Below are 26,305 nucleotides of genomic sequence, written 5' to 3' on the forward strand. Positions count from 1 at the left end.
AGATTGAGGTAAACACAAGCGTCGTGGTATGCGTTTACGTGAGTAGATGTATATTGCGGTAATGGGCTATATGACTGAGGATACTGAGGTTATATGGTCAAGAAGAGAAGCGCAAACGGTGGATGCCTTGGCAGTAAGAGGCGAAGAAGGACGTGGAATCCTGCGAAAAGCTTTGGGGAGCTGGAAACGAGCGATGATCCGAAGATGTCCGAATGGGGGAACCCGGCACCATGTGAATGGTGTCACTTATGACTGAATACATAGGTTATGAGAGCGAACCTGGGGAACTGAAACATCTAAGTACCTAGAGGAAAAGAAATCAAACGAGATTCTCTTAGTAGCGGCGAGCGAAGGGGGAAGAGCCTGGTGTGATTTATCATGACATGAAGTGGAACGACTTGGGAAAGTTGACCGTAGGGGGTGATAGTCCCGTACACGTAGATGTTATGAAGAACTAAGCACACGAGCAAGTAGGTCGGGACACGTGAAATTCTGACTGAATATGGGTGGACCATCATCCAAGGCTAAATACTACTTACTGACCGATAGTGAACCAGTACCGTGAGGGAAAGGCGAAAAGAACCCCGGAGAGGGGAGTGAAATAGAACCTGAAACCGTTTGCGTACAAGCAGTGGGAGCTAGGCTTAGGCTTAGTGACTGCGTACCTTTTGTATAATGGGTCAGCGAGTTACTTTCAGTGGCGAGGTTAACTTTATAGGGGAGCCGTAGAGAAATCGAGTCTGAATAGGGCGTTAGTCGCTGGGAGTAGACCCGAAACCGGGCGATCTAGCCATGTCCAGGATGAAGGTTGGGTAACACCAACTGGAGGTCCGAACCGGGTAATGTTGAAAAATTATCGGATGAGGTGTGGCTAGGAGTGAAAGGCTAATCAAGCTCGGAGATAGCTGGTTCTCCCCGAAAGCTATTTAGGTAGCGCCTTGTGGATGATTGCCAGGGGTAGAGCACTGTTTCGGCTAGGGGGCTGTCATGGCTTACCAAACCGATGCAAACTCCGAATACTGGCTAATTGGACCACGGGAGACACACGGCGGGTGCTAACGTCCGTCGTGGAGAGGGCAACAACCCAGACCGTCGGCTAAGGTCCCGAAGTTATGGTTAAGTGGGAAACGATGTGGGAAGGCATAGACAGCCAGGAGGTTGGCTTAGAAGCAGCCACCCTTTAAAGAAAGCGTAATAGCTCACTGGTCGAGTCGGCCTGCGCGGAAGATGTAACGGGGCTAAAACCATACACCGAAGCTGCGGATGTCGCGAATGCGATGTGGTAGGGGAGCGTTCTGTAGGTCTGTGAAGGTGCATTGAGAAGTGTGCTGGAGATATCAGAAGTGCGAATGCTGACATGAGTAACGATAATGAAGGTGAAAAACCTTCACGCCGGAAGTCCAAGGTTTCCTGCACGACGTTAATCGGAGCAGGGTGAGTCGGCCCCTAAGGCGAGGCGGAGACGCGTAGTCGATGGGAACCAGGTTAATATTCCTGGACTTTTTATAAGTGCGAAGGGGGGACGGAGAAGGCTAGGTGAGCCGGGCGTTGGTAGTCCTGGTGCTTGCATGTAGGGGGATAGGATAGGTAAATCCGTTCTATCATACTCTGAGGTGCGAAGCGGTTCTGACACTTAGGTGTGCGGAGAAGTCATTGAAGCCACGCTTCCAGGAAAAGCCTCTAAGCGATAGCTTATAGAGAACCGTACCGGAAACCGACACAGGTGGACAAGTAGAGCATACTGAGGCGCTTGAGAGAACTCGGGTGAAGGAACTAGGCAAAATGGTACCGTAACTTCGGGAGAAGGTACGCCTTTGCTGGTTAGTTGCTTTACGCAATGAAGCTGGTGGAGGCCGCAGAGACCAGGTGGCTGCGACTGTTTAATAAAAACACAGCACTCTGCAAATTCGTAAGAAGACGTATAGGGTGTGACGCCTGCCCGGTGCCGGAAGGTTAATTGATGGGGTTATCTGAAAGGAGAAGCTCTTGATCGAAGCCCCGGTAAACGGCGGCCGTAACTATAACGGTCCTAAGGTAGCGAAATTCCTTGTCGGGTAAGTTCCGACCTGCACGAATGGCGTAACGATGGCCACACTGTCTCCACCCGAGACTCAGTGAAATTGAAATTGCGGTGAAGATGCCGTATACCCGCGGCTAGACGGAAAGACCCCGTGAACCTTTACTACAGCTTTGCACTGGACTTTGACAATAACTGTGTAGGATAGGTGGGAGGCTATGAAGTGCGAACGCTAGTTTGCATGGAGCCGACCTTGAAATACCACCCTGTTGTTGTTGAGGTTCTAACTTGGTTCCATTATCTGGGACGAGGACAGTGTATGGTGGGTAGTTTGACTGGGGCGGTCTCCTCCCAAAGAGTAACGGAGGAGCACAAAGGTACCCTCGGTACGGTCGGACATCGTACCAAGAGTGTAAAGGCAAAAGGGTGCTTGACTGCGAGAGCGACGGCTCGAGCAGGTACGAAAGTAGGTCTTAGTGATCCGGTGGTTCTGAGTGGAAGGGCCATCGCTCAACGGATAAAAGGTACTCCGGGGATAACAGGCTGATACCGCCCAAGAGTTCATATCGACGGCGGTGTTTGGCACCTCGATGTCGGCTCATCACATCCTGGGGCTGAAGCAGGTCCCAAGGGTATGGCTGTTCGCCATTTAAAGTGGTACGCGAGCTGGGTTTAGAACGTCGTGAGACAGTTCGGTCCCTATCTGCCGTGGGCGTAGGAAAATTGAGAGGAGCTGCTCCTAGTACGAGAGGACCGGAGTGGACAAACCTCTGGTGTACCGGTTGTGACGCCAGTTGCATTGCCGGGTAGCTAAGTTTGGACGGGATAACCGCTGAAAGCATCTAAGCGGGAAGCCTCCCTCGAGATGAGTTTTCCCATGAAGCCCGTTGAAGACTACGACGTTGATAGGCGAGGTGTGGAAGCGCAGTAATGTGTGAAGCTAACTCGTACTAATTGGCTGATTGTCTTGACCATATAACCTGAGTAGGTTCAGGTTTAGAGCCTAATGCTTGTGCAACCTCAATCTTTACCAGCAGGTAATTTGCCTGATAAAGTTTTTCCAGACACCTAAAATCACTTGGTCAGCTGATTTTATGTCTGATTCACTGATGACAGGCAAGCGCTTTCGAACATTCAAGGGGTCGTCTCAGAAAACGGAAAAAATCGTACGCTAAGACCCGGAGAGCGGACGTAGCGGCCTGAACTTCCCCGCGCCGATCTTGGCGCTGCTACGCCAGAGGTAATCGCCGGTCAGGTTGATGTGTTCCCAGCCGAGTGGCGACAGGTACTGCAACAGGCCGTCATCGACGGCTTGACCGTGGCCGCGCAGGGCGTTCGCCGCCCGCTCCAGATAGACCGTGTTCCACAATACGATGGCCGCCGTTACTAGGTTGAGGCCGCTGGCCCGGTAGCGCTGCTGCTCGAAACTGCGGTCGCGGATTTCGCCCAGGCGGTTGAAGAACACGGCACGGGCCAGCGCGTTGCGGGCTTCGCCCTTGTTCAACCCGGCATGCACGCGGCGACGCAGTTCCACGCTTTGTAGCCAGTCCAGAATGAACAGCGTGCGCTCGATGCGTCCCAGCTCGCGCAAGGCGACGGCCAAGCCGTTCTGGCGCGGATAGCTGCCGAGCTTGCGCAACATCAGCGAGGCCGTCACCGTGCCCTGCTTGATCGAGGTAGCCAGCCGCAGGATTTCTTCCCAATGGGCGCGGACGTGCTTGATGTTGAGCGTGCCGCCGATCATCGGCTTCAGCGCGTCATAGGCGGCTTCGCCCTTCGGAATGTAGAGCTTGGTGTCGCCCAGGTCGCGGATGCGCGGCGCGAAGCGGAAGCCCAAGAGGTGCATCAGGGCGAAGACGTGATCGGTGAAGCCCGCCGTATCGGTGTAGTGTTCCTCGATACGCAGGTCGGATTCGTGGTACAGCAGGCCGTCGAGCACATAGGTCGAGTCGCGCACGCCGACGTTGACCACCTTGGTGTGAAACGGCGCGTACTGGTCGGAGATGTGGGTGTAGAAAGTCCGCCCAGGGCTGCTGCCGTACTTCGGGTTGATATGCCCGGTGCTCTCGGCCTTGCTCCCGGTTCGGAAGTTCTGGCCGTCCGATGATGATGTAGTGCCGTCACCCCAATGCCCAGCGAAGGGATGCCGTAATTGGGCGTTGACCAGTTCAGCCAGCGCCGTCGAGTAGGTTTCGTCGCGGGTATGCCAGGCTTGCAGCCACGCCAGCTTGGCGTAGGTCGTGCCGGGACAGGACTCGGCCATCTTGGTCAGGCCAAGGTTGATTGCATCGGCAAGGATGGTGGTCAACAGCAGATTCTTGTCCTTGGCCAAGTCGCCGGATTTCAGGTGCGTGAAGTGCCGGGTGAAGCCCGTCCATTCATCGACTTCAAGCAGCAGTTCGGTGATCTTGACGTGCGGCAGGATCATCGCTGTCTGGTCAATCAGTGCCTGCGCGGTGTCGGGCACTGCCGCATCCAGCGGCGTGATCTTCAGGCCCGACTCGGTGATGATGGCATCCGGCAGGTCGTTGGCTGCCGCCATGCGGTTGACCGTGGCAAGCTGTGTTTCCAGTAACGTCAGCCGCTCATTCAGGTACTGGTCGCAATCGGTAGCCACGGCCAGCGGCAATTCGCTGGCCAGCTTGAGGCTGGCGAACTTCGCGGGCGGCACTAGGTAGTCCTCGAAGTCCTTGAACTGGCGCGACCCCTGTACCCAGATGTCGCCCGAGCGCAGCGAGTTCTTGAGTTCTGACAGTGCGCACAGCTCGTAGTAGCGCCGGTCGATACTGGCGTCGGCCATCACCAACTTCTGCCAGCGCGGCTTGATGAAGCCGGTCGGCGCATCAGCGGGCACCTTGCGAGCGTTATCGCTGTTCATGCCGCGCAGCACGTCGATGGCATCGAGCACGTCCTTGGCGGCGGGCGCGGCCCGCAGCTTGAGCACGGCAAGGAATTCTGGCGCGTAGCGGCGCAACGTGGCGTAGCTCTCGCCGATGCGGTGCAGGAAATCGAAGTCCTCGGGCTGCGCGAGCTTCTGAGCTTCGGTGACGCTCTCGGCGAAGGCGTCCCAGGACATGACGGCCTCGATGGCGGCGAACGGATCGCGGCCAGCTTGCTTGGCCTCGATCAGCGCCTGACCGATGCGGCCGAACAATCGCACCTTGGCATTGATCGCCTTGCCGGACGCTTGGAACTGCTGCTGATGCTTGTTCTTGGCGGCGTTGAACAGCTTGCCCAGGATGCGGTCGTGCAGGTCAATGATCTCGTCGGTGACGGTGGCCATGCCCTCGATGGCGAGCGCCACCAGGGTCGCGTAACGACGCTGCGGCTCGAACTTGGCCAGGTCGGCGGGCGTCATCTGGCCACCCTCGCGGGCGATCTTGAGCAGGCGGTTCTGGTGTACTGACCGCTCGATGCCGGAAGGCAGGTCGAGCGCCTGCCACGCCTTGAGCCGCTCAATGTGTTCGAGCATGTGACGGGAGTTCGGTTTGACAGGCGACTGGCGCAGCCAGGCCAGCCAAGTCGTCTTGCCGTTGTCACGACGTTTCAGCAGATCGTCGAGGCGATGCCGGTGCCCGCTCGACAGCAGCTCGGACAGGGCTTCATAGATGCGCCGGTTGGCGCGGGTGATGGCCTCGGCGCAGACGCGCTCGACGACATCCAGCGTCGGCAAGATGATGTGCCGGTGGCGCAGCGCGTCAAGGACGCTGGCAGCCAACACGATGCCCTTATCCGTCTGCAAGGCCAGCTCGGTCGTTGCTTTGACGGCCTGGCGGTAATGGGCCAAACCGAACGGCACCATGCCCAGGTATGCCCGCAGTTCGAGCAGGTGTTCGCGCCGGGTTTCATCGCGCTCGGCGTACAGCGGCCAGCATGCGGGATCAGTGCGCAGTTGCCGTCCGATCCATTGCAGCAAGGACACAGGCACTGTGGCATCGGGAAGCAGTCCCTGACCAGGAAAGCGCAGCAAGCACAACTGCACCCCTACACCGAGCCGGTTCGCGTCGCCGCGCCGCTGGCGAATCAACGACAGGTCGGCCTCGCTGAAGGTGTAGAGCCGGATCAACTCATCTTCGGTATCGGGTAAGGCCAACAGGCTGGCCCGCTCAGCGACGGACAGGATGGAGCGGCGGGGCATGGTCAGTCGTCCGTTCTTAAGTATTGGTACAAGGTCTCGCGGCTGATGCCGAACTCGCGGGCGAGGTGGGCCTTTTTCTCGCCAGCGGCTGCACGCTGCCGCAACTCGGCCACCCTATCCGGCGAAAGCGCCTTTTTGCGGCCTCGGTACGCTCCGCGTTTCTTGGCGAGCGCGATGCCTTCACGCTGACGCTCACGGATCAAGGCGCGTTCGAACTCGGCGAATGCACCCATCACTGACAGCATAAGGTTTGCCATCGGCGAGTCTTCCCCGGTGAAGGTCAAGTGTTCCTTCGCGAACGCGATGCGCACGCCGCGCTGGGTGAGGCCCTGCACCAAGCGGCGCAGATCGTCCAGGTTGCGTGCAAGACGATCCATGCTGTGCACCACTACGGTGTCGCCCTCACGCACGAAGGCGAGCAGACGGTCCAGCTCGGGACGTTGGGTGTCCTTGCCTGACGCCTTGTCGGTGAACACCTTGTCCACCTGGACGTGTTCAAGCTGCCGTTCCGGGTTCTGATCGAAGCTGCTGACGCGGATGTAACCGATGCGTTGACCGTGCAAGGTGTTTTCCTGATTGGATGTGTCAGGAATAACTCTATGACCTTTGCCGGCTTATGTCAAACAATTGGCAAGGCGACTCTATTCTGACGCTTATGGCTTGGATGGGTTGACGCCAAGTTAGGGTATAGCTTAACCGGACACCTCGGCCTCTGTGCCTTTACTGCTTTTCGGTACAACCGTCAAGAACAGGCAGAGCGCTCCGATAGTTATCGCCACATCAGCGAGGTTGAAGGCGGGCCAGTGCGCAAGTCGCCAATGGAAGTCAAGGAAATCAACAACCTGTCCACGCAGCACACGATCCGCGACATTGCCCAGCGCACCGCCGAGGATCAGGCTGTATCCCATCGCTTCGAGACGGGGCAATTGCTGGCACAGCATGCGTCCCAGCCAAGCAGAAACGACCAGGCCCAGCGTGATGAAAAAGTAACGTTGCCAGCCGCCAGCGTTCGCCAGAAAGCTGAATGCCGCGCCGGGATTCAGGACATGGACGAAGTTGAAGAAGGGCGTGACTTCGACCTGTTCACCGTAGGCAAACGTGCGGGTGATGGCGAACTTTGCGAGCTGATCGGTCATGACAGCACTGGCGGCCACTGCGAACCAGACCCAAGTCGATGTGCGGCGAGCCGATTGCCACACAGGGACGGCCAGCGGCATCAGCCACCCGGCGAGCGCCGTGCAACTCAATCCAAGTACCCACCCCGCCAGCACATCGGCAGGAAAGTGCATTCCGGCTGCGATGCGTGACCAACCGACCAATGCGGCGTACAACACCAAGCCGATGCGGCCACGACGGCCTATCAAAGGCCAGAGCGCGCCGACCACCAGCGCGGCATAGGTGGCATGCCCGCTGGGCAGGCTGTAGTGAAGCTCGATGTCCCCGATGACGCGCACCATGTCGCCAAGGACGGCAGGCGGGCGTGGAAAGTCGAGCCATAGCTTCAAGATGGTGGCGGCCAGTAACGCCAGCAAGAAGGCCGCGCTAAAACCAATAAGGCGATGCCGAACGGCCCTACCATGCGTCGGGTTGGTGGCCGACTTCGACCACCACCACAGACCCAGCAGCATCAGCGGCGCTGTCCAGTAACTTCCCACGAGGCTGAAGAACCACGCCAGCGGCCCCAGCGCGGCAGGCGTACCCGTGTTGATGGCTTGAAACATCGCGATGTTCAGACCACCCCAGTCATAGAGAAAGAATTTCCAGCTCATCGGCGCAACAGCCTCAAGCCATTGCCAACGACGAGCAAGCTGGCCCCCATGTCAGCAAACACAGCCATCCACATGGTCGCGTGACCCGTGAAGGTGAGCACCAGAAAGACTGCCTTGATGCCAAGGGCCAGCACAATGTTTTGCATCAGCACCTGCGCCGTCGCACGCGACAGGCGCACGAAGGTCGGAATTTTGCGCAGGTCATCGTCCATCAGCGCCACATCAGCCGTTTCGATGGCGGTGTCGGTGCCAGCGGCTCCCATGGCAAAGCCGATATCCGCACGCGCCAAGGCCGGTGCATCGTTGATGCCATCACCGACCATGCCAACCTTGCCGCTTCGGGCCAGTTGCTCCACTTCGCGCAATTTGTCATCTGGGAGTAGGTTGCCTTGCGCACGGTCGATTCCGGCTTGTGCGGCAATGGCCTGTGCCGTATGGGGGTTGTCGCCGGTCAGCATCACGGTGTTGATGCCCAGTGCGTGCAGCTCGGCGATAGCGCTCCTGCTGCTGTCCTTGATGGTGTCCGCTACGGCGAATAAGGCATGTACCCCTTTTGCGCCTACCAACATCACGACGGTCTTGCCAGCGGTTTCCAGCGCAGCGATGCGCTGCTCCAGCTCTGGTGTGCACTGCCCCAGCTCTTCAAGCATTCGGTGGTTGCCCAGATAGTAGGTCTCCCCGTCGATTTGGCCTTGCACACCCCGACCGGGCAGCGCGCTGAACTCGGCCACGTCGAGCAAGGCAACTCCATCCCGCTGCGCAGCCTGTGCCACCGCCTTGGATACAGGATGGTCTGAGCGGGCCGCCAGACTGGCAGCGATGCTGCGGCTATCGGAGGCGAGTGCATTGCCCCATGTGACAAAGTCGGTCTGTGCGGGCTTGCCGTGCGTGATCGTGCCGGTCTTGTCCAGAGCCAGCCAGCGCAGCTTGCGGCCTTCTTCCAGATAGACGCCACCTTTGATGAGAATGCCGTGGCGAGCGGCGGCGGCCAGGCCGCTGACGATGCTGACCGGTGTAGAGATCACCAGTGCGCACGGGCAGGCGACCACCAGCAGAACCAATGCACGGTAAATCCAGTCCATCCATGCCGCGCCCATGAGAAGCGGGGGCAGCAGTGCAACGGCGATGGCCAGGGCGAAAACGAGGGGCGTGTACCAGCGGGCGAACTGATCGACAAAACGCTGGGTCGGTGCACGGCTACCTTGCGCAGCCTCTACCGCGTGAATGATGCGGGCCAAAGTGGAACTGCTGGCCACGGCAGTGACGCGGTATTCGAACGAGCCGGATTCGTTGATCGTCCCAGCGAACACCGGATCACCGGGAGATTTCTCGACCGGGAGGCTTTCACCCGTGATCGGGGCTTGGTTGACCGTAGAGCGGCCCTCTAGCACCTCACCATCGAGCGCGATGCGCTCGCCCGGTTTGACCCGGACTCGGCTGCCAATGGCGATTTGCTTGGCGCTCACCTCGCGCCATGTGCCGTCAGCCTGTTGCACCGTGGCCTGTTCCGGGGTCAGGTCGAGCAGCCCACGGATGGCGTTACGGGCGCGATCCAATGACTTGGCCTCGATCACCTCGGCCAGCGCGAAGAGCACCATTACCATCGCAGCTTCGGGCCAGTGGCCGATGAACATAGCACCCGTGACGGCAATCGACATCAGGGCGTTCATGTTGAGGTTACGGTTCTTGAGCGCGATCCACCCCTTCTTGTAGGTGGACAGCCCCCCCGTCAAGACCGCGACAAGCGCCAGAATGACGACTGACCAATGATTGCCGTCGTGGAACCAGTAGACCGCTTCGGCCGCCGATGCAGCGATGAGGGAAATGCCGAGCGGCCACCAGTTGGTCGGCGTTGTCACAGGGGACGCGGATGGCGACGCGGCCACGGCCTTGTCCTCGACCTGCGCCTCGAATCCGAGTGCTTGTAGTGCCACAAGCACATCCGGCAGAACCCCGTCAGCATGGCGTACCGACAACGTGCGCTGCATCAGGTTGAAATCGAGATTGGCAACCCCGGCCACGGTGCCGAGCTTGTTGCGGATCAACGCCTCTTCGGTCGGGCAATCCATCTTGGCAATGGACAGCTTGGTCGTCTGCCCGGCCGACGCCTGATCCATGCGCACAGCTTGCATGCCGATGGCCTTCAGTGCCTGCTCAACGGGAGACAGCGAAGGCAATTCGTGCCGCACGGCCAAGGTACGCTGCATCAGGTTGAACTCAAGACCAACCACACCCGCCAGACCGGCCAGTTTGCTTCGGATCAGCGCCTCTTCGGTCGGGCAATCCATGTTCTCGATGCGGTACACCGCTTGAGCCGATCCGGTTGCCAGCGGGGCCGGTGCCGTGGGTTGGATGATCGGCTCAGTCGTGCAGCCACACCCCTTTGAAGCGCATTCGCTCATGGATAACTCCTTCAAATCGTCTATTCAGCCTCCATTAAAAACTCTATAGTCGCTATAGAGTCAAGTGAAAAATGGAGATTGAGGCATGGAAATCAGAATTGGCGACCTCGCCAAGCGCTCTGGGTGCGAGGTCGTGACCATCCGCTACTACGAAAAGGAAGGGCTGCTGCCGAAGCCAGCGCGAAGTGGTGGCAACTTTCGGTTGTACAGCGATGTGCACATCGAGCGTTTGCAGTTCATTCGTCATTGCCGTTCGCTCGACATGACGTTGAGCGAGATTCGCGCATTGCTGGGTCTGCGAGACAACCCGATGCAGGACTGTGGGGAGGTCAACACGCTGCTGGAGGCCCATATTCAACAGGTGGAAATGCGTGTGTCCGCGCTGTTGCAGTTAAAACGGCACTTGGTTGATTTGCGCGAGAAGTGTTCTGGCTCTCGATCTGTAGAGGCGTGCGGCATTTTGCAAGGGTTGGGCAATTGCAATTGCCATGGTGAAAGTGCCACGAACAGTCAAACATCTGGGTAAGTAAGGGCCTAGCGTGCTTTATTTTCCGTTTTCTGAGGCGACCCCTTAAACCGTAGTGACGTCAACATTCTCTGGCGCGATAACCAGTCGGGCTGTAAAGGCGTCTGTGATGGACTGCCCTTTGAAAACCTGTCTTCGGCAGGCCATCCCACACTGTGCCATGGCGAGCGCTGCCTGGATGAAATTCTGCTCGAAGGGTTGGCCGAGAAGATAACAACAAGCCGCAGCGATATGCTGATCGTTCTGCATATGCTGGGCAATCACGGCCCAGCGTATTTCCAGCGCTATCCCGCAAGCTACCGACGCTGGTCGCCAACCTGCGACACCACCGATCTGGCCAGCTGTTCGCATGAAGCCTTGGTGAACACCTACGACAACGCCGTGCTTTACACCGATCATGTGCTTGCCCGTACCATTGACCTGCTGTCCGGCATCCGCTCACACGACACGGCGCTGCTGTACGTTTCCGATCATGGGGAATCGCTCGGCGAGAAAGGCCTGTATCTCCATGGCATACCTTACGTCATCGCGCCGGATGAGCAGATCAAGGTGCCGATGATCTGGTGGCAGTCGAGTCAGGTTTATGCCGACCAAGCCTGTATGCAAACTCATGCCTCTCGGGCACCGGTAAGTCACGATCACCTGTTTCACACCTTGCTCGGGATGTTCGACGTGAAAACCGCTGCCTACACGCCAGAGTTGGACCTTCTGGCAACATGCAGAAAAGGACAACCACAATGACGACGTCAACGGATGATCCGCCGAAACGCTGGCTCAACCGCACCGTCGCAGGTGCGGGGATCACGAGCTCATTGGGGGATTTCTGCTACGAAACCACCACGGTCATCCTGCCTGGCTTTCTGGCCGTACTCGGCATTCCCGCCGCCGTGCTTGGCCTCATCGAAGGCATTGCCGACGCCATCGCCGCATTCACCAAGATGGTGTCTGGCTACATCGCCGACAAGCTGGGACACCGCAAGCTCTTTGTGATGGTCGGCTACGGACTGACCCCGTTGGGGCAGGTGCTGATCGCGCTGGCGGCTGGCTGGCCCCTCCTGCTGCTGGGGCGCATCGTGTCCTGGTTCGGCAAAGGGCTGCGCGGCCCGCTGCGTGATGCCATCGTTATCCAGGCCGTGTCGCCGGAAACGCGTGGCCGCGCCTTCGGCTTTCACCGGGCTGCCGACACCGTGGGTGCGGTGATCGGCCCCTTGCTGGGCGTCGCGCTGCTGGGTTGGGCGCAAGGCATTCATTGGAGCGACACGGCTGGACCCTTCCGGCTCGTATTATGGCTGTCGGTGATTCCGGGTGTCTTAGCCGTGCTGGCGTTTCTCACGCTGGTCAAAGACCCGGAGCATTCGCCCAACCCGGCCCTGAAGTTCTTCAGCTCGCTGCGTGGCCTGCCCGCCCGGTTCAAACGCTATCTCGGCGCGGTCGGCATCTTTGGCATCGGTGATTTCTCGCACAGCCTGTTGATCCTGGCGGCCACGACCTTGCTGACCCCCTCGCTGGGCGTTATCCAGGCGGCACAGGTGGCTGGCCTTCTCTATGTGTGGCGCAACCTCGTGCAGGTCGCTGTTTCCTACCCAGTGGGCGTGCTGGCGGATCGTGTCGGCCACTTGCCGGTGCTGATTGCCGGTTATGTGCTGGGCACACTGACGGCGGTGCTGACGGCGCTCGCATTCTGGCTGGGCATAGCCAGCGTGCCGCTGCTGGCCGGGGTGTTCTTCATTGCCGGTCTGTACGTGGCGGTCCAGGAAGCGCTGGAGTCCACCGTGACGGCCGAGATGGTGCAGCCGGACACGCTGGCGATGAGCTATGGCGCGCTGGGCACCGTCAATGGCGCTGCCAAGTTCATTTCCAGCGCCTCGGTCGGCGTGGTGTGGACGGCGGTCTCGCCTGTGGTCGGTTTCGGGCTGGCGGCCGTGTTGATGGCTGCCGGTACGCTGACACTGTTGCGCGTCAAGGGCAACTGAGCAATGGGCAGGCACGACCCGCGACCGTAGCGTGCCTGTCCATCACGAGTTTCTTTGCGGTGCTTAGCGTACGATTTTTTCCGTTTTCTGAGACGACCCCTTCAATGTTGTCGACGATTTTAATCGGGAATTGTTGGGAATAGCCATCGATTTGAATCTTCCTTCTTTACTTAACGGAGGTGAGAGAGATCACAGAAGCATGGATCAAAGAATATAACGAGGAACGACCGCATCAAGCTTTAAACAGCATGACGCCTGTTCAATACCGATTAAACAGAAACCCGGAAACCTCTAGTTTAGCTTGGCACTAAAAAAGGAGGGTTTACACATCAAGCTTTAAACAGCATGACGCCTGTTCAATACCGATTAAACAGAAACCCGGAAACCTCTAGTTTAGCTTGGCACTAAAAAAGGAGGGTTTACAGTATTAATTATAGGGTTCACCAAAAGATAAGATAGCCTGCACTAATCTCCCTAAAATTTGTTCATTACTTGTTAAAACTAACCTGTCAAATTTTGGATTGTGTGCCTGTAAATATAAAATTCCCCCGGCAATTAATAGCTGTCGAAAAATTGGGTTGGGAAATTCTTTAAACCTTACAAGCACAAAATCCCCATCTTTTGCCTCACATTCGTCGAATATTATAAGACAACCCTTAGGAAATCTGGGTGACATAGCTTCTGAGTCTAAAGAAATTCCAAAAAAAGGTCCCTCATGGGGTAATGAACATTTTAGCGTTCCAACGACTTGTGTATTATGTAGAAAACTATCAACGTCATAAATATTTACCTCAATTTCGTAAGAATGATGTAATTTATTTGCAGACTGCCTAGAGATATACATTGAGCCCTCGCCAGTTCGAAGCCAATGTTCTGAGACATTGAGTTTCTTAGCAAGAGCCGTATATTTTTTCCTGGGAGGAACGCTTTCCCCATTTATCCATTTACTGGCTCCTCTATGGGAAAGCCCCACCATTTCTGCAAGTAATTGGATGCGTCCCTTATTTTTTGGGGGAAAGCCTTCCTTATCAAGACAAAGATTTAAACGATCAGCAAAATTATTTTTTTTCATTTCTACATTTTTATCCTCAGCTGACCTAAGCATTATATCTTAATTGGCTTCGATTTCATCAATATACCTATAAATTTTAAAACATAAATTGAACTATTTAATTTTTTTTAAAAAATAGTTCAATTTATGTTGATTTTACCACACAAAAGTTTTATTATTCTGAACTATTAGGTGTTGTTAAGCTTTAAAGAACACGGAGTGGAAGCATAGTCCAACCATAAGCAAGTCCACTCTTGTTGCATGAAAGACCGGGGGTGATGTTACAGCCCTCGGCTAGCATGTACTTAAATCAAATTTTCTTAACATACTAACTTGTTACATTAAGTAGAATTCAAAGCACTAGCCATCATATTTTCTTAAGCGATTTGAAGTGCTAGACACTTTCGACGGTAAGATTGAGATAATTAAGAAATTCGCAACAGACCCGCTGTCACTGTAAAGCATCCAGAACCCTTACCAAATATAACCATCACGAATGCGGTGCATGACGATTTTTTCTTATCCTCATCTGATAGCAGATTAATAACAGCAGAGTTAACAATAATAAGCCGCTCAAGATGCTTAAGAAACCATAAAATGGATTGGCAGAAAGATAGCCCATCACTACCACGCTTAATGTTGCTACACTCATGCTGAGGAAGCTCATCATGGAAGAGGCGCTGGCTTTATCTTCAATGGCGTTGGAAGCTATATAAGAACCCCCGATATATAAATAAGAACTAAAGCAATAAAGCAGGGAAGTCGATGTAAAAAACCAAAGGCTGGTGCAATGATTGAGATAAAGCATGAAGCCTAAACTCAGCAATGCGAGGGAACAAGCAATATAACCCATGGCAATTACCTGCATGGTTCGAAAACGCTGCATCAGAAAGCGAGCCGATATCCCGCCGCTTAACATACCGATAATGTTGATTATATTCCAGTACCCGTATTCGGATGCGGTTAAGTTTAAGTAGTGATGGGCAATCTGCGGGGCCGCTGCTGAATAGCAATAGCCTACGGCGGAACAAACGCCCCAAATCAAAGAAAAAACCAGGAGTTTAAAGGAGAATAATGCTTGTCCATAATCGCGAAGCAGGGTGGGAATATGAAACGATTTGGCTTCTATCAATGTTTCATCAAAAACACGAATGCCTACTCGCATGAGTAATCCTTGCAGCAGGAGGAAAATAAAACAACCTTGCCAGTGCGAATATTGAGTAATAATGCCGCCTAGTAATACGGCAAAGCCAATGCCTAACGCAAAAGATAAGATGGAGTAAGCTGTTGCTGTTTTACGTTGCTCTTCCGGCAGCCATTCATTGATCAGCATAAAAGTGCAGGTAAGCCCTGCAGCAGATCCTAAACCCGTAATGAGGCGTCCTATCAACAGTAATGGGTAGTTTGCATAAAAACTGGCAAATAAACAAAACAGCACGCCAAGGATATTGATATTAAGACCCCATTGCAGCGCTTTTAAGCGGCCATAAACATTAGCCAAAGGGCCATAAATTAATTGGCCTAAGACATAACCGATTAAAAAAGCCGATACAACCCACTCAATAGCAGCCGTATTTAAGGCAAATGCATGTTCAATCTCAGGTAAGGCTGGCGTGATGATTACCGCAGAAACCGATGCAATAGAAATGTAGCTTAGCAACCAGGGAATGCTTAATTTTGACGTTATTGTCCTCACAGCCTCTCCATTGTTTTATGCATATAACGTCGCTCAGTGGCTCTATAAGGAGCACTGCTAAGCATAGCCATAGAACTGAATTATTTATAACTTTTACCAATGGATCAACATAAAAATGATGCCAACCAAGCTATCACGCCGAAATGTTAATTGCAGACGCCTTATTTGGAAAAATATTTGCGTTTAGTTTTGTTTCCTCCGGAAGCTATTTTTTTCCTCAATGTCACATTCTTTTTAGGCTGGGTTGGAAGTGTTGAATTGGGCAAGTTATGATTGGGCTCAAAGTCTTCAATTTCAATTCGTTCCAATTTACGTTGAATCAGTTTTTCAATTGCACTCAATTGGCCAATTTCATCGGCGCTTACTAACGATACGGCAAGTCCGTCGGCGCCAGCCCGGCCTGTTCTACCAATTCGATGCACATAATCTTCGGCGACTTGCGGTAAATCAAAATTGACGACACAAGGCAGTTGTTCAATATCGATGCCGCGGGCTGCAATGTCGGTGGCTACTAAAACATGCAGCTCGCCTGATTTAAAATCTGCCAATGCCTTGGTGCGTTGCGATTGCGATTTATTGCCATGAATGGCTGCCGCATAAATACGTTCTTCAGCCAGCTGTTTAACCAGCTTATTTGCCCCATGTTTAGTGCGTGAAAATACCAGGGTTTGCCCCCATTTATTTTTATGAATTAAATGACTGAGCAGTGCGGATTTGCGGCTTTTATCTACTGGGTGGATTTTTTGTTTAATGGCAGCGACTGTCGTATTGCGCGGGGTAACATCTATTTCGACGGGTTGAGTCAGGATATCTTTTACCAAAGTTCTGATTTCTTCGGAAAAAGTAGCTGAGAATAATAAATTTTGCCGATTTTTAGGCAATAGCCTAATGATGCGTTTAATGTCATGGATAAAACCCATGTCCAACATGCGGTCAGCTTCATCCAAAACCAACGCATCAATTTCATCAAACTGTATGGCACGTTGCTGGTGTAAATCCAACAAGCGGCCTGGCGTTGCCACCAGAAGTTCAACGCCGCTGCGTAATTTCATCATTTGCGGGTTAATTTTAACACCGCCGAACACCACAGCAGAGCGCAAGGAAAGATGACGCCCATATTGCAAAATGCTTTGATGCACCTGTGCTGCCAATTCTCGCGTCGGCGCCATGATTAGCGCGCGCACACGATTATTTTTGGCGCGCGGCTTGCTCTGCAGTAATTGTAATAAAGGGAGTACAAAACTTGCCGTTTTCCCTGTGCCGGTTTGCGCCGAAGCTAATACATCTTTTCCATTTAAAATTGCGGGAATTGCTTGCGATTGTATGGGGGATGGTTTTTGATAGCCTGATTCACTAAGAGATAGAAGTAAGGGTTCTATTAAACCCAATGTTTTAAAACTCATGTATTTCCTTGTAGGATGCTCATTCCGATAAAGTCAGTATGATTATTTTTAATGCAATTATAACACGAATTCCTGTTAAAGGGTTGCTTTAAAATTTTTTTACTTTGATACTGCGCGCATCTCATACTCGATTAATTCAGGCTTATGAAATCTATATGCGTCTATTTAGGGGCAAAACCTAGCAATAACCTCAAGTTTAGAAACGCTGTTGTATTACTGGGAAAACAAATTGCCGATGCTGACTTATGTTTGATTTACGGAGGCTCTGGTTCAGGGTTAATGGGGCTTTTGGCGAAAACTATACAGCAGTATGGAGGCAAGGTAACCGGTATCACCATGCCTCACCTCATAGAACAGGAGCCACCATTAATCTCCCTGGAGGAGTTGCTAATCGTAGAAACCATCCAGGAAAGAAAGTTGCTGATGCAGCAAAAAGCGGATGCCTTTCTTGTTATGCCCGGTGGCATAGGTACTTTGGATGAAGCATTTGAAACCTGGAATGCAATAAAAATAGGTCTTCTGAAAAAACCGCTTGGGTTTTTGAATGTTGACGGGTATTTTGATGCGTTATTCGCGTTTACAGCTCATGCGCTGGCAGCGGGTTTTATATCCGAAGCACAAGCAAAAATCCCTAAAATAAACGAAGATTCAGGAAAATTGCTGGCAGAATTACTCGGTAAGCATCCAGCTGCGGCAGCAGTTTAAACTTTGCAGCAGCAGATCTTTAAATAATCTTTGCGAGCTGTGTGGCATCAAATGCCAATATATTTTTCCATTAGATAATTTAAAAGTGTGATGCCATCCACATTTTTGTTTTGGGCATTAAGCACTCGGTACCCGCAGTGCTCGAAAAATGGTTTGGCAGTAATGCTTGCTTCTGTTGTAATTCTTTTAATTCATGGGCCATGGCTTGCTGTTCCAGCTGCTTCACTAATCGGGCGGCAATTCCCTGGCGCAGGTAATTTTTATGGACAAACAAGCGATCAAGATAACCATGGTGCGTTAAATCAGCAAATCCAACCAATAGGCCATCGATTTCAGCAGCCAAAGCAATATTGCCTAAGAGACTTTGCCAGCGGGCCTGAGTATGGTGTATATGTTGTGGTGCCCAGGCTGCTAATTGCTCTAAAGTATAATCGTTTGCGTTAACGCCGTGCACCGTATCTTTGAATAACTCCACTATGGATTCAAGATCAGCTGCACGCAGGGTAAAATGAGGATGTCTAGCCATTATAACAAATCTGCCAATGCATTTTTGTTGCCATCCATAATTGCCAATACGTGTTGCCTTATCTTTTCAATCGGCCAATCCCACCATTGCAACTGGAGTAAAAAATCGATGGTTTCATCGTCAAATCGCTTGCGGATCACTTGCGCCGGGTTGCCGCCTACTATTTCATAAGGGGCAACATCTTTTGTCACTACTGCCCGTGTTCCAATAATTGCACCATCGCCGATATTCACCCCCGGCATAATGGTTGCATCATATCCAATCCACACATCATTCCCAATTACGGTATCTTTTTTTCGATTAGGGATAAATGGGATTTCAGGCCAATAGGATTGAAAAATAATAAATGGGAATGAAGAAAATCCGTCCAAATAATGGTTGCCGCCATTCATCATAAATTTAACATTGGCAGCGATTTGGCAAAACTTGCCGATGATTAATTTGTCGCCAATAAAATCAAAATGATATAAAACGTTTTTTTCAAAATTGTAAATGTCGACCGGATCATCGTAATAAGTATAATCGCCGATAATAATATTAGGATTTTTAACGATATTTTTCAAAAAAATGGTTCGTTCAGAGCCTGGTATAGGATAGAGGGTGTCGGGGGCGGGATGCATTCACTTATTCCTTATTTTTTTATAAAGAATTACGCATGATACTAAAATTGGATTTAATTAACCATGCGTACAACATGCGTATAAACCGGCAAGATGAAATGTTATCTGGTCTGGGAATTTTCCTGTATATATTCATAAAAATCACGGAAAATTTCCGTGATTTAGGCTTTTTATAGAAAATCATACGGTTTATTCCGGCAAGTTTTCGGAGTGGTATAAAGCTTAAACATTGCAAAGAAGTTACAAGTTTGCTAGAAGACTCTGCCATATAACGCTGCACTATAAATGGGGGAGCCAATCATTGTGAAGGAACTATACGCCGTGGGAAAAACTAGCTGTTATTGTATCTTTATTATAAGCTCAGGGAGTTGTTATTTTTTTCTTCAACGGAGTGCACCGCTTCTTTAGTGGCTTGTTGATACTTTAATTTAAAATCATCATTCAATTTCACCGTAATTTTTTCTATAAATCCTTGCTCCTTTGCATCAGAGTTCGGTTTGCATTGTTCAATAACGGTTCGTATCCTTGTTTTATCTTCATTGGTTAATTGGTTATCCTTAATCTGCTCGTGTAGAGCCGCAACGCGATTATAGTTATCGATAAGACGTTGGTGTTGCGGTGCAGTGGCTGTAGAGGCGATGAACTTTCCTTCCTCATTCATCAACCCTTCCTTTTTAAGCATGCCAGCAAGATATTCTTTATACATGCTTAAGGTTTCAGGAAGATTCAAATTTTTGGCCGCTTTGTCGCGCGATTCCTCCAACAAGGTTTCCGAAGTGGTTTTAGTACCCAGTTTTTCGCGAATAATTTTTACCAATTTTGCAAGGAAGGTAAAAACCCAATTATCACTCAATGAATGTTCTTTAAGTGCACTTTTTCTCTCATCCATGCCCGTCATGCCCATAGTCGAGTCGATGATTTTGCTGCGCTCAACGACCGATGCATTGACAATTTCCTCCGTACTTTTCATAAAATTGCCAAGAATAACACCAGCTTGTTGCTCTGGTAGTAAGTTAATACGGTTTTGTATTAAAGCAATTTTTTGCTCTTGGTTAAAATTAACAGGAAAAAAATCAGGTTTTTCATTTTCCGTTAATTTAAAAATTTCTGAATGAATGGGCTTAAAAATTTCATCCACAACAGCCTGCCTGGCACGAATCCTGTGTACATCTGCATTGGAAACGAACCATGAGGAATAGAAGTTAATATTGTTAGTATGAGTGCTTATTTTTTCCAATTTTTCCAATTCAATCAGAAAGTTTTTGGTAATTTCCTTTAGGCAATCTTTTTTAGGAGAAGTTGGCATTTAGCGCCCCATGTTTAAAAAATATCATACTGTTAGTTTATAGTATAAAGCTTAATATAATATTAACATATAGGAATTAAATTGACATATTTGCTCAAATAATATACATAATTATTATTGCCACCTGCTATTGTGAATTCCTATGGTAACCAAAATCATGGGTTACACCATCAATAAGACCTTGAAGAAGGAGAGTTTGTTAAAACCAGACGAATTTAAGAAAAAAGCCACCGAAGCAGAGCGGGTGGAATATGCCTGGATGGTATATAACAGTAATCTTTCCAAATACAAACCAAAACATAAGGATGCTGCTTTTTCTTATTTGCAGGAAGTGTTTCAGACAGATTCTGTTAAGGATATGGCCGCCTTAATGGCGTTAAAGCATAAAAATCCCGATAAAGGATATGTGCCGGCTTTGTCTGACTTATCCAAAACGCCGGTTGCTACTCTTTCGGCGGGTAAGATATCTTCCCCGCCAAAAGTTGCCAAATCTGAGGTTGCTGCGAAGGTAGCCGAGGGGTTTACCCAAGGTAATGTCATCGATGTGGTCGATTCATTTAAGCAACTTAATAATAAGGTTGCCTATTTGCCAGAAATGGGGCCCTTGCCTAAATCAAAATACACGTATGAATACGAGGAACTAACACGGCGGTTAATCGCTGGCGAAAAATTTGATTACAAACAAGATGCAAACCACCACATTCTTGAATTTCGTAATAAACGCTATGATCTGACAGAAATTGTAGCCCATGCCAATTTGGATCACTTGACCTTTAACCAATTTGATTTAAACCGGTATGAAACTTATTGCCGCAATGATTCACAAGTCAAGCCGGAAAATGAGGATGAGGAATTTCCTGAAGATGCGTATTTTAAGCAACAGGATAAAAATAATATTTTTAAAGATACCAGTTATGCGGAAAAACTGGCGCTTAACATATACACCACGGATTACTATGAAAAAATGAATCCTTTTTTACGCGGCTATTACGATTTTTCGACTAAAACGAACGCGGAAATACGCGACGTGATTGTGCATAGTGCCTTATGCGGATTTGCATTAGGAAAAGCCCCCAATGTCGCGATAGATGGTGCATTCCGCTATGAGGGTATATATAGTCAGGATGTATTGGCAAATCGCATTAAAATAAGTGAAGAAGGTGGTGCTGAAGTGTTGCGCGGGTTTATCAGCACTGCCGAAGAGCCGGCCCATACGTTTAAAGATCAGGTGGCCATTACCTATACTGATCTGAAAGGTAAGTATGTAGCTCCTTTATCCCGTTACCCAGAAGAAAGAGAATTTTTAATCCCTCCCACACAAATGACTTACGAAGGCCATGTTAAAAAAGATGGGGTGCATTATTTCCATGCAAAACCTGTAATTGATATTGCTTTGGTGGATGAAAAAACAAAAAGTCTGGCTTCAAAAAATGATATTAATACAGCAAAAATTCAGGAGCTGTTGCTGCAATTAAGCCATTTGGATGCGCTGATTAAACAAAATTGCTCGAAAAGCGATTATCAAATTCATCGAGGGGAAATTGCCAGCATAAAAAATTGGGCTATTCAGGAAGGTGACAAACTGCAAAAGGGTGTTGCCTCAGCAAATCTCAGCGAACATTTGGCCAACATGTGGGAAAAACTCAGCAATTTAAGCCAACATGCTGCCGAATCCAGCCTCGAGCAGCAACTGCAACAGCGGGCCATAGCAGAGCGCCAAGTCGCACAATATGAAAAATTTAATGACGCATTAGCAGTTTGTAATCTACGCATCGATGAGTTTAAGGCGGCCTTGCAAAATCCAGAGACAAACCAACACCTCATTTCTGCGGCTAAAAAAATGAGTGAAGCGGTACAAAATCAGGATGCAGAAGGGCTTGTTAACATTGCAAAAGATTTGGAGAAAAAGCTGACGGATTATGCAGCAATGGTTTACTTGCAGGAAGCAGGGAAAGAATTGGAGAAATTTGCTCCTGATAAAATTCAGCGCGATGTTATTTTACAAGAGATGCAAACAAAATTTAAAGCCATAAGCACTCGGGAAGAATTGGCACAGCAAAAAGAAGAAATCAAGCTAGCCGCAGTTAAAAATGATTGCAATAAGAGCCTGCAGAGAATTGAGGAATATGAAACGTCTGGCAATAAAGACAAAATAACCTCGCTCATGCAGCAAATGGAAGAAAAATTAAATAAAGCAAATTCCATTGCCTCGGTATTCGCAGTAAAAGACGAAATGGAGAAAGAACTCTCGCCCATTAAGAGTGAATTTAAAATTAATGAATTAAAAGCTATTTCCACTCGGGTTCTTGCAGAAATTGACCAGCAACATCGCATAGGAAAAGACAAGAATGTGGATGTGGTGATGAATAATTTTGTCAAAGAATATGAAGGCAAAATCAAGCAGGCAAAAAGTGAGGATGAAATCGTACAAATTGTGCAGACACTGCATGACACGCGGAAAATATTAGAGCAAAATAAGCCTGTTGTTGAGCAAGTCAAAACCATTATAGAAGAATTGCCCAAAAAACAAACATTATTTACCTTTGGCTTAAAAGAAAAAGCCAGCGCCATTGAACATGCGATGGTAAACGTGCCTTTGACAGAAAGGGGCGACATACTCACAAGTCAAAGTCCTGAGGCTTTGGAAGTGCGTAAGGCAATGGCAACCCAGCGTACTATTTTTTCCAATAAAACCCATTTAAATCATAACGAAGTCGATGAGAAAAAAGCTGCGACAACCTTTAAAAATTTTAAGGCGCAAGTTTCCCAAATGAAACAAGAGGGTAAGGCGTCGCTTAAAGAAGAAAAAGAAGCAGAGCAGCAATCCATTCCAAAAATGATCTCCCCGCATTAACTGGCAGGTTTAATACAGCCTGCCAGTTGGCTAGGAAAGGGTATGGCTGAAATAAGCTATTAATCCAGCTGTGACAAAAAAACCTGCTATAAAGCTCCACTTAACACGCGCTAATTTATTAGGCAAGAGATGCGTTAAGTAAAGGGTCAGCAACGTGACAAACACGATACCAATTTGAAATAAAAATCGTCCCGTTAAGGGTAAAAAATTAACAATGATGATCTGCAGGCCGGTAAATAATAAAAACCAGACAATATAAATTAACCCTATAAATTTAGCAGTACTAAAGCCGAGGTTACCCGTTTCAGTAGCAGAATTCGCCAGCATTTTTTCAAAAATAAAAATAGCAGCGAGGAGGATAACTGCAATTATGCCAAGCATGGAAATTATAAAAAAATTGAATTTTACAAATCGCAAGGTAATGAGTAAGAGTATGCCCTGGATTAATGCGAAACAAACGTGAAGATTGATGAAAAAAGTGAGCTTCTTGCCTGCATTCACCAAGCCTTGCTCTTCTATTTTCCTTAGCCATTTATGGCGAAATTCTGTAAAATCATTTTTTGCAAGGACAAGCGGGGTCAAGAAATAGCAGAGGAACCAGCTTAGCGTAAAGGATAAACCCACTCCTAAATTGTTAAGCAATAGTTGATGATAGAGGCTGCCAAAAATGAATAAAGACAGCAGCAGGTAAATTATGCCGAGGTGTAAAAGTCCGAAAATGCCTTTTCCTTGAGCTTCTTGTATATAATTTTGTTTTTTCATGCTTAGCACATCCCTGAACGATAGATTATTTTAAATAGCACACTTAACGTGTCAATTCTATGGCACTCATAATAAAGAGAGATAAAAAAATGTTTTTTAAAAAATTATTATCGCAAAAAAGATTAGAAGAAAGCAGACAGGCAGGGAAAGAGCTGGTGGGCGCGCCTAAATTATTTCAAAGCCTGTCGGCCCATTCTTTATTGGAGCTGGTAAGGCGGAGCCGAACGCTGGCGCATGGCAAGAATACTGAAAGCGATTATCTGGTTTTTCTTGATCTTTGGCGTAAGGAAGTAGAGTGTAAAGAAAAATATGAGCTGGCAATAGAATGGTTAAAGAATCATGTCACTTATTACATAAGCAAATTGGCCACTTATGACCAGCCTGCTTTTCCTTATGAACCTCTAGATACCATAACACGTGCAATTGAAAGCCTGGAAGATAAAAGCTTGCAACAAATACTGGCAACCAGTTTGCAGGAGGAAGTTTTAAATGCAGCCATTCAATACAAACCTAAATTAGCCATGCGGTATAAGAATTCCCTGTTTGATAACAACCAGGAATCGCGAGCAAATAGCCCTGCATAATACTGTATTCTGCGCCGCTTAAGCGGACAAAATCAATTGACTTTGCCTTAAAAAAGCGCAAGTATGCGCAGTTTATTGATTGGAGAAATTTATGAAACGCCGCGTGGTTATTAATGATGATGTGCTAAAAGTGCAGAGCGCTGCATATACTTTAACGACATTTGCTCCCAGCTGGGCAACAGCAATTACAGTTAAGCGTACTAATGAGAATGAATTTGTTGCAACACTTGTCCCAGAAGCACAAAAACATTGGGAAGTAGCGCCACACGTGACTTCGAAAGAATTGTTATTCGCCTTGGTTAATTTCTTTACCCGCACCGGAGTAAAGCAAAAGACAGATATGCATCAGATTATAGAAAGTTTTTTACAGGGGCAAACAATGAATGGGAAGTATCTGTTTAATGATAATGGAGATGCCATTAATAGGAATGTTTCCCAAGCTAATAACGTGCCTGCCGGCAGCACTGAAAAAACATTTAGCATGTAATTTATTCTGCCTCGCAGTGAACTGCTTACATTGTTGCTTGCGAGGAGGTTTTAAGATAGCTATGCTATAGCTATCTTACTATTAGAAGATCATGTTTAAAGGGATTTTAATATGCTAAAAAAAGGATTTGTTACTTTACTTTTTTCTGCCTCTTTGATTTCCTCTGCCCATGCTGTCGTCTCAAGTTATTTGCCAGTAGACATCAAAGAAAGTTTCCAAACCATCATGCAACGCATGGAAGCTGCCAGGCAGGCTTTAAATGACAGGCAGAAGGAATTATTAAATCAACGCTATGATTTAAGCAATAAGCCTTCCCCCGATGCAAAAATGTCCAATGGTAAGCCTGTACAAGAAGGTGTGCGGGTGAGATTGCCGGCCAATGTCACTTGGGATGATTTAGCCAAAATGACTCCTGAGGAAATCCGGGAAAAAGACTTATTCCCGGCAGGCTTCCTGCCTTTGCCACACCCTAACCAGGCTGAGGGGGGCATGTTATTTCCCAAATTTGCAATTGATGAAATTAACAAGCAGGAGGGTCGGGATTTAACTCGCTTTGATTTGGATTTTGACTTGCCTGATCACTTCCTTCCGCCTTTTCCTGCGCCAATTTTCCTGACGACGCACCCTGAACTGGGGGACGTATCGCAAGGTAAGTTAGTAACGATAGAAAATTTTTTCGAATTATTTAATGGGATTTTAAACCCTAAGCAAATTGAAGGCTTGCGGTTGCTGGTAACGCCGTTCCCGCAACAACAATTTAACCAGACCGATGATCGTCGCTCCAAGAAACCCAGCCGTGGAGTCGCCTGTTTTGATTGCCATCAAAATGGCCATACCAATGGTGCCACGCATTTGGTGGGGGATATCCGCCCGCAAGAGCTGCGCCATCGTATTGATACGCCAACTTTGCGCGGGCTTAATATCCAGCGTTTATTCGGGTCGCAACGTGCCCTGAAAACGGTCGAGGATTTTACTGAATTTGAACAACGGGCAGCTTATTTTGACGGCGATCCTGTAATTGCCACTAAAAAAGGTGTCAATATTTTAGAGCGTGGCAGCCAAGTGCATTTTATGGCTGAATTCCAAGCTTTGCTGGATTTTCCACCTGCACCGAAATTGGATATAGATGGCACACTGATTCCCAGCAAAGCCACCGAGGCAGAATTGCGCGGACAAGCTTTGTTTTTTGGTAAAGCCAAATGTTCCACGTGTCACGTGCCGCCATATTATACTGATAACACCATGCACAATCTAAGAACCGAGCGTTTCTTCAAGCCCCAAGTAGTGAATGGCATTAAAGCAGTAGGGGATGGGCCAATAAAAACATTCCCATTGCGAGGCATTAAAGATTCCCCACCTTATTTGCACGATGGCCGCCTGCTGACATTGGCTGACACCGTAGAATTTTTTAACCTTGTGATGCAACTCAAATTGACGGAACAAGAAAAGCAAGATTTAACTGCTTTCCTGAAAGTCCTCTAAACAT

General features: G+C 49.4%; 19 protein-coding genes, 1 rRNA gene and 1 pseudogene. 10 read left to right on the forward strand and 11 right to left on the reverse strand.

Features of this window, described 5'->3' with window-relative positions:
• The first annotated feature begins 95 nt into the window (after window positions 1-95).
• Window positions 96-2,992, forward strand: a 23S ribosomal RNA gene (locus NKV53_RS05190).
• Window positions 2,993-3,188: 196 nt separating this feature from the next.
• Here NKV53_RS05190 and NKV53_RS05195 read toward each other — a convergent pair.
• The 4 genes from NKV53_RS05195 to NKV53_RS05210 form a co-directional block, all read right to left on the reverse strand.
• Window positions 3,189-6,155 carry a Tn3 family transposase gene (locus NKV53_RS05195; protein WP_053821785.1) on the reverse strand — a complete coding sequence of 989 codons (2,967 nt, stop codon included), beginning with the start codon at window positions 6,153-6,155 and terminating at the stop codon, window positions 3,189-3,191.
• A gap of 2 nt (window positions 6,156-6,157) precedes the next feature.
• Window positions 6,158-6,718 (reverse strand): recombinase family protein, encoded by a 561-nt coding sequence (locus tag NKV53_RS05200; RefSeq protein WP_053821786.1) that lies wholly within the window; start codon window positions 6,716-6,718, stop codon window positions 6,158-6,160.
• Between the two features lie 129 nt (window positions 6,719-6,847).
• Window positions 6,848-7,924 (reverse strand): signal peptidase II, encoded by a 1,077-nt coding sequence (lspA, locus tag NKV53_RS05205; RefSeq protein ID WP_115465921.1) that lies wholly within the window; start codon window positions 7,922-7,924, stop codon window positions 6,848-6,850.
• A complete protein-coding gene (locus NKV53_RS05210) occupies window positions 7,921-10,326 on the reverse strand; it encodes a heavy metal translocating P-type ATPase (protein WP_253350823.1) in 2,406 nt (801 codons plus the stop codon). The genes lspA and NKV53_RS05210 overlap by 4 nt, the downstream gene beginning before the upstream one ends.
• 85 nt (window positions 10,327-10,411) lie before the next feature.
• On the opposite strand from NKV53_RS05210, the gene cadR reads away from it, so the two are divergent.
• The 4 genes from cadR to NKV53_RS05230 all read left to right on the forward strand — a co-directional run bounded on the left by cadR (window position 10,412) and on the right by NKV53_RS05230 (window position 13,136).
• Complete coding sequence (gene cadR, locus NKV53_RS05215) at window positions 10,412-10,852, forward strand: Cd(II)/Pb(II)-responsive transcriptional regulator (protein ID WP_198847949.1); 441 nt, start codon at window positions 10,412-10,414, stop codon at window positions 10,850-10,852.
• A 66-nt stretch (window positions 10,853-10,918) separates the two neighbouring features.
• Window positions 10,919-11,593, forward strand: a complete 675-nt coding sequence (locus tag NKV53_RS05220) for a phosphoethanolamine transferase (protein ID WP_371923203.1) — start codon at window positions 10,919-10,921, stop codon at window positions 11,591-11,593.
• Window positions 11,590-12,825, forward strand: a complete 1,236-nt coding sequence (locus tag NKV53_RS05225; RefSeq protein WP_217020225.1) for an MFS transporter — start codon at window positions 11,590-11,592, stop codon at window positions 12,823-12,825. Before NKV53_RS05220 ends, NKV53_RS05225 begins: the two co-directional genes overlap by 4 nt.
• A 179-nt stretch (window positions 12,826-13,004) precedes the next feature.
• The gene (locus NKV53_RS05230; protein ID WP_371923151.1) at window positions 13,005-13,136 is read left to right on the forward strand and encodes an integrase core domain-containing protein; all 132 of its coding nucleotides are present in this window, start codon (window positions 13,005-13,007) and stop codon (window positions 13,134-13,136) included.
• Window positions 13,137-13,252: 116 nt separating this feature from the next.
• Here the strand turns inward: NKV53_RS05230 and NKV53_RS05235 are convergent, their stop codons facing one another.
• From NKV53_RS05235 to NKV53_RS05245, 3 genes are all read right to left on the reverse strand, one after another.
• Entirely contained in the window at window positions 13,253-13,897 is a 645-nt protein-coding gene (locus NKV53_RS05235; RefSeq protein WP_158615183.1) for a LexA family transcriptional regulator, read from the reverse strand.
• 469 nt (window positions 13,898-14,366) lie between these two features.
• Complete coding sequence (locus tag NKV53_RS05240) at window positions 14,367-15,572, reverse strand: MFS transporter (protein ID WP_127057406.1); 1,206 nt, start codon at window positions 15,570-15,572, stop codon at window positions 14,367-14,369.
• 161 nt (window positions 15,573-15,733) lie between these two features.
• Window positions 15,734-16,975, reverse strand: a complete 1,242-nt coding sequence (locus tag NKV53_RS05245) for a DEAD/DEAH box helicase (protein ID WP_127057405.1) — start codon at window positions 16,973-16,975, stop codon at window positions 15,734-15,736.
• Between the two features lie 144 nt (window positions 16,976-17,119).
• Here NKV53_RS05245 and NKV53_RS05250 point away from each other — a divergent pair, with 144 nt between their 5' ends.
• On the forward strand, window positions 17,120-17,680 hold the full coding sequence (locus NKV53_RS05250; RefSeq protein WP_127032998.1) for a TIGR00730 family Rossman fold protein: 561 nt from the start codon (window positions 17,120-17,122) through the stop codon (window positions 17,678-17,680).
• A gap of 47 nt (window positions 17,681-17,727) precedes the next feature.
• Here the strand turns inward: NKV53_RS05250 and NKV53_RS05255 are convergent.
• From NKV53_RS05255 to NKV53_RS05265, 3 genes and pseudogenes are all read right to left on the reverse strand, one after another.
• Window positions 17,728-18,206: pseudogene (locus tag NKV53_RS05255) on the reverse strand (GNAT family N-acetyltransferase).
• Entirely contained in the window at window positions 18,206-18,826 is a 621-nt protein-coding gene (locus NKV53_RS05260; protein ID WP_253350825.1) for a CatB-related O-acetyltransferase, read from the reverse strand. Before NKV53_RS05260 ends, NKV53_RS05255 begins: the two are co-directional and overlap by 1 nt.
• A 352-nt stretch (window positions 18,827-19,178) precedes the next feature.
• Window positions 19,179-20,132: a hypothetical protein gene (locus NKV53_RS05265; protein ID WP_127032994.1), complete on the reverse strand. Its 954-nt coding sequence runs from the start codon at window positions 20,130-20,132 to the stop codon at window positions 19,179-19,181.
• A 142-nt stretch (window positions 20,133-20,274) separates the two neighbouring features.
• Between NKV53_RS05265 and NKV53_RS05270 the strand changes: the two genes are divergently transcribed.
• A complete protein-coding gene (locus NKV53_RS05270; protein ID WP_253350827.1) occupies window positions 20,275-22,986 on the forward strand; it encodes a hypothetical protein in 2,712 nt (903 codons plus the stop codon).
• 30 nt (window positions 22,987-23,016) lie between these two features.
• Here the strand turns inward: NKV53_RS05270 and NKV53_RS05275 are convergent, their stop codons facing one another.
• A complete protein-coding gene (locus NKV53_RS05275; RefSeq protein WP_126954430.1) occupies window positions 23,017-23,748 on the reverse strand; it encodes a hypothetical protein in 732 nt (243 codons plus the stop codon).
• A gap of 89 nt (window positions 23,749-23,837) precedes the next feature.
• On the opposite strand from NKV53_RS05275, the gene NKV53_RS05280 reads away from it, so the two are divergent.
• From NKV53_RS05280 to NKV53_RS05290, 3 genes are all read left to right on the forward strand, one after another.
• Entirely contained in the window at window positions 23,838-24,332 is a 495-nt protein-coding gene (locus NKV53_RS05280; protein ID WP_126954429.1) for a hypothetical protein, read from the forward strand.
• Window positions 24,333-24,435: 103 nt separating this feature from the next.
• Window positions 24,436-24,819 carry a hypothetical protein gene (locus NKV53_RS05285; RefSeq protein WP_158616429.1) on the forward strand — a complete coding sequence of 128 codons (384 nt, stop codon included), beginning with the start codon at window positions 24,436-24,438 and terminating at the stop codon, window positions 24,817-24,819.
• A 111-nt stretch (window positions 24,820-24,930) separates the two neighbouring features.
• On the forward strand, window positions 24,931-26,301 hold the full coding sequence (locus tag NKV53_RS05290; protein ID WP_126954427.1) for a cytochrome B6: 1,371 nt from the start codon (window positions 24,931-24,933) through the stop codon (window positions 26,299-26,301).
• The last annotated feature ends 4 nt before the right edge of the window (window positions 26,302-26,305 follow it).

The sequence above is a fragment of the Legionella sp. 27cVA30 genome, assembly GCF_024160945.1.
GTDB lineage: Bacteria > Pseudomonadota > Gammaproteobacteria > Legionellales > Legionellaceae > Legionella_A > Legionella_A septentrionalis.

What these genes read in the sequence shown, in the direction of transcription:
- NKV53_RS05250 (WP_127032998.1), top strand. Translation starts at nt 17,120, where the DNA reads ATGAAATCTATATGCGTCTATTTAGGGGCAAAACCTAGCAATAACCTC.
- NKV53_RS05265 (WP_127032994.1), bottom strand. Translation starts at nt 20,132, where the DNA reads ATGCCAACTTCTCCTAAAAAAGATTGCCTAAAGGAAATTACCAAAAAC.
- NKV53_RS05210 (WP_253350823.1), bottom strand. Translation starts at nt 10,326, where the DNA reads ATGAGCGAATGCGCTTCAAAGGGGTGTGGCTGCACGACTGAGCCGATC.
- NKV53_RS05235 (WP_158615183.1), bottom strand. Translation starts at nt 13,897, where the DNA reads ATGAAAAAAAATAATTTTGCTGATCGTTTAAATCTTTGTCTTGATAAG.
- NKV53_RS05260 (WP_253350825.1), bottom strand. Translation starts at nt 18,826, where the DNA reads ATGCATCCCGCCCCCGACACCCTCTATCCTATACCAGGCTCTGAACGA.
- cadR (WP_198847949.1), top strand. Translation starts at nt 10,412, where the DNA reads ATGGAAATCAGAATTGGCGACCTCGCCAAGCGCTCTGGGTGCGAGGTC.
- NKV53_RS05280 (WP_126954429.1), top strand. Translation starts at nt 23,838, where the DNA reads ATGTTTTTTAAAAAATTATTATCGCAAAAAAGATTAGAAGAAAGCAGA.
- NKV53_RS05245 (WP_127057405.1), bottom strand. Translation starts at nt 16,975, where the DNA reads ATGAGTTTTAAAACATTGGGTTTAATAGAACCCTTACTTCTATCTCTT.
- NKV53_RS05225 (WP_217020225.1), top strand. Translation starts at nt 11,590, where the DNA reads ATGACGACGTCAACGGATGATCCGCCGAAACGCTGGCTCAACCGCACC.
- lspA (WP_115465921.1), bottom strand. Translation starts at nt 7,924, where the DNA reads ATGAGCTGGAAATTCTTTCTCTATGACTGGGGTGGTCTGAACATCGCG.
- NKV53_RS05275 (WP_126954430.1), bottom strand. Translation starts at nt 23,748, where the DNA reads ATGAAAAAACAAAATTATATACAAGAAGCTCAAGGAAAAGGCATTTTC.
- NKV53_RS05270 (WP_253350827.1), top strand. Translation starts at nt 20,275, where the DNA reads ATGGTAACCAAAATCATGGGTTACACCATCAATAAGACCTTGAAGAAG.
- NKV53_RS05195 (WP_053821785.1), bottom strand. Translation starts at nt 6,155, where the DNA reads ATGCCCCGCCGCTCCATCCTGTCCGTCGCTGAGCGGGCCAGCCTGTTG.
- NKV53_RS05290 (WP_126954427.1), top strand. Translation starts at nt 24,931, where the DNA reads ATGCTAAAAAAAGGATTTGTTACTTTACTTTTTTCTGCCTCTTTGATT.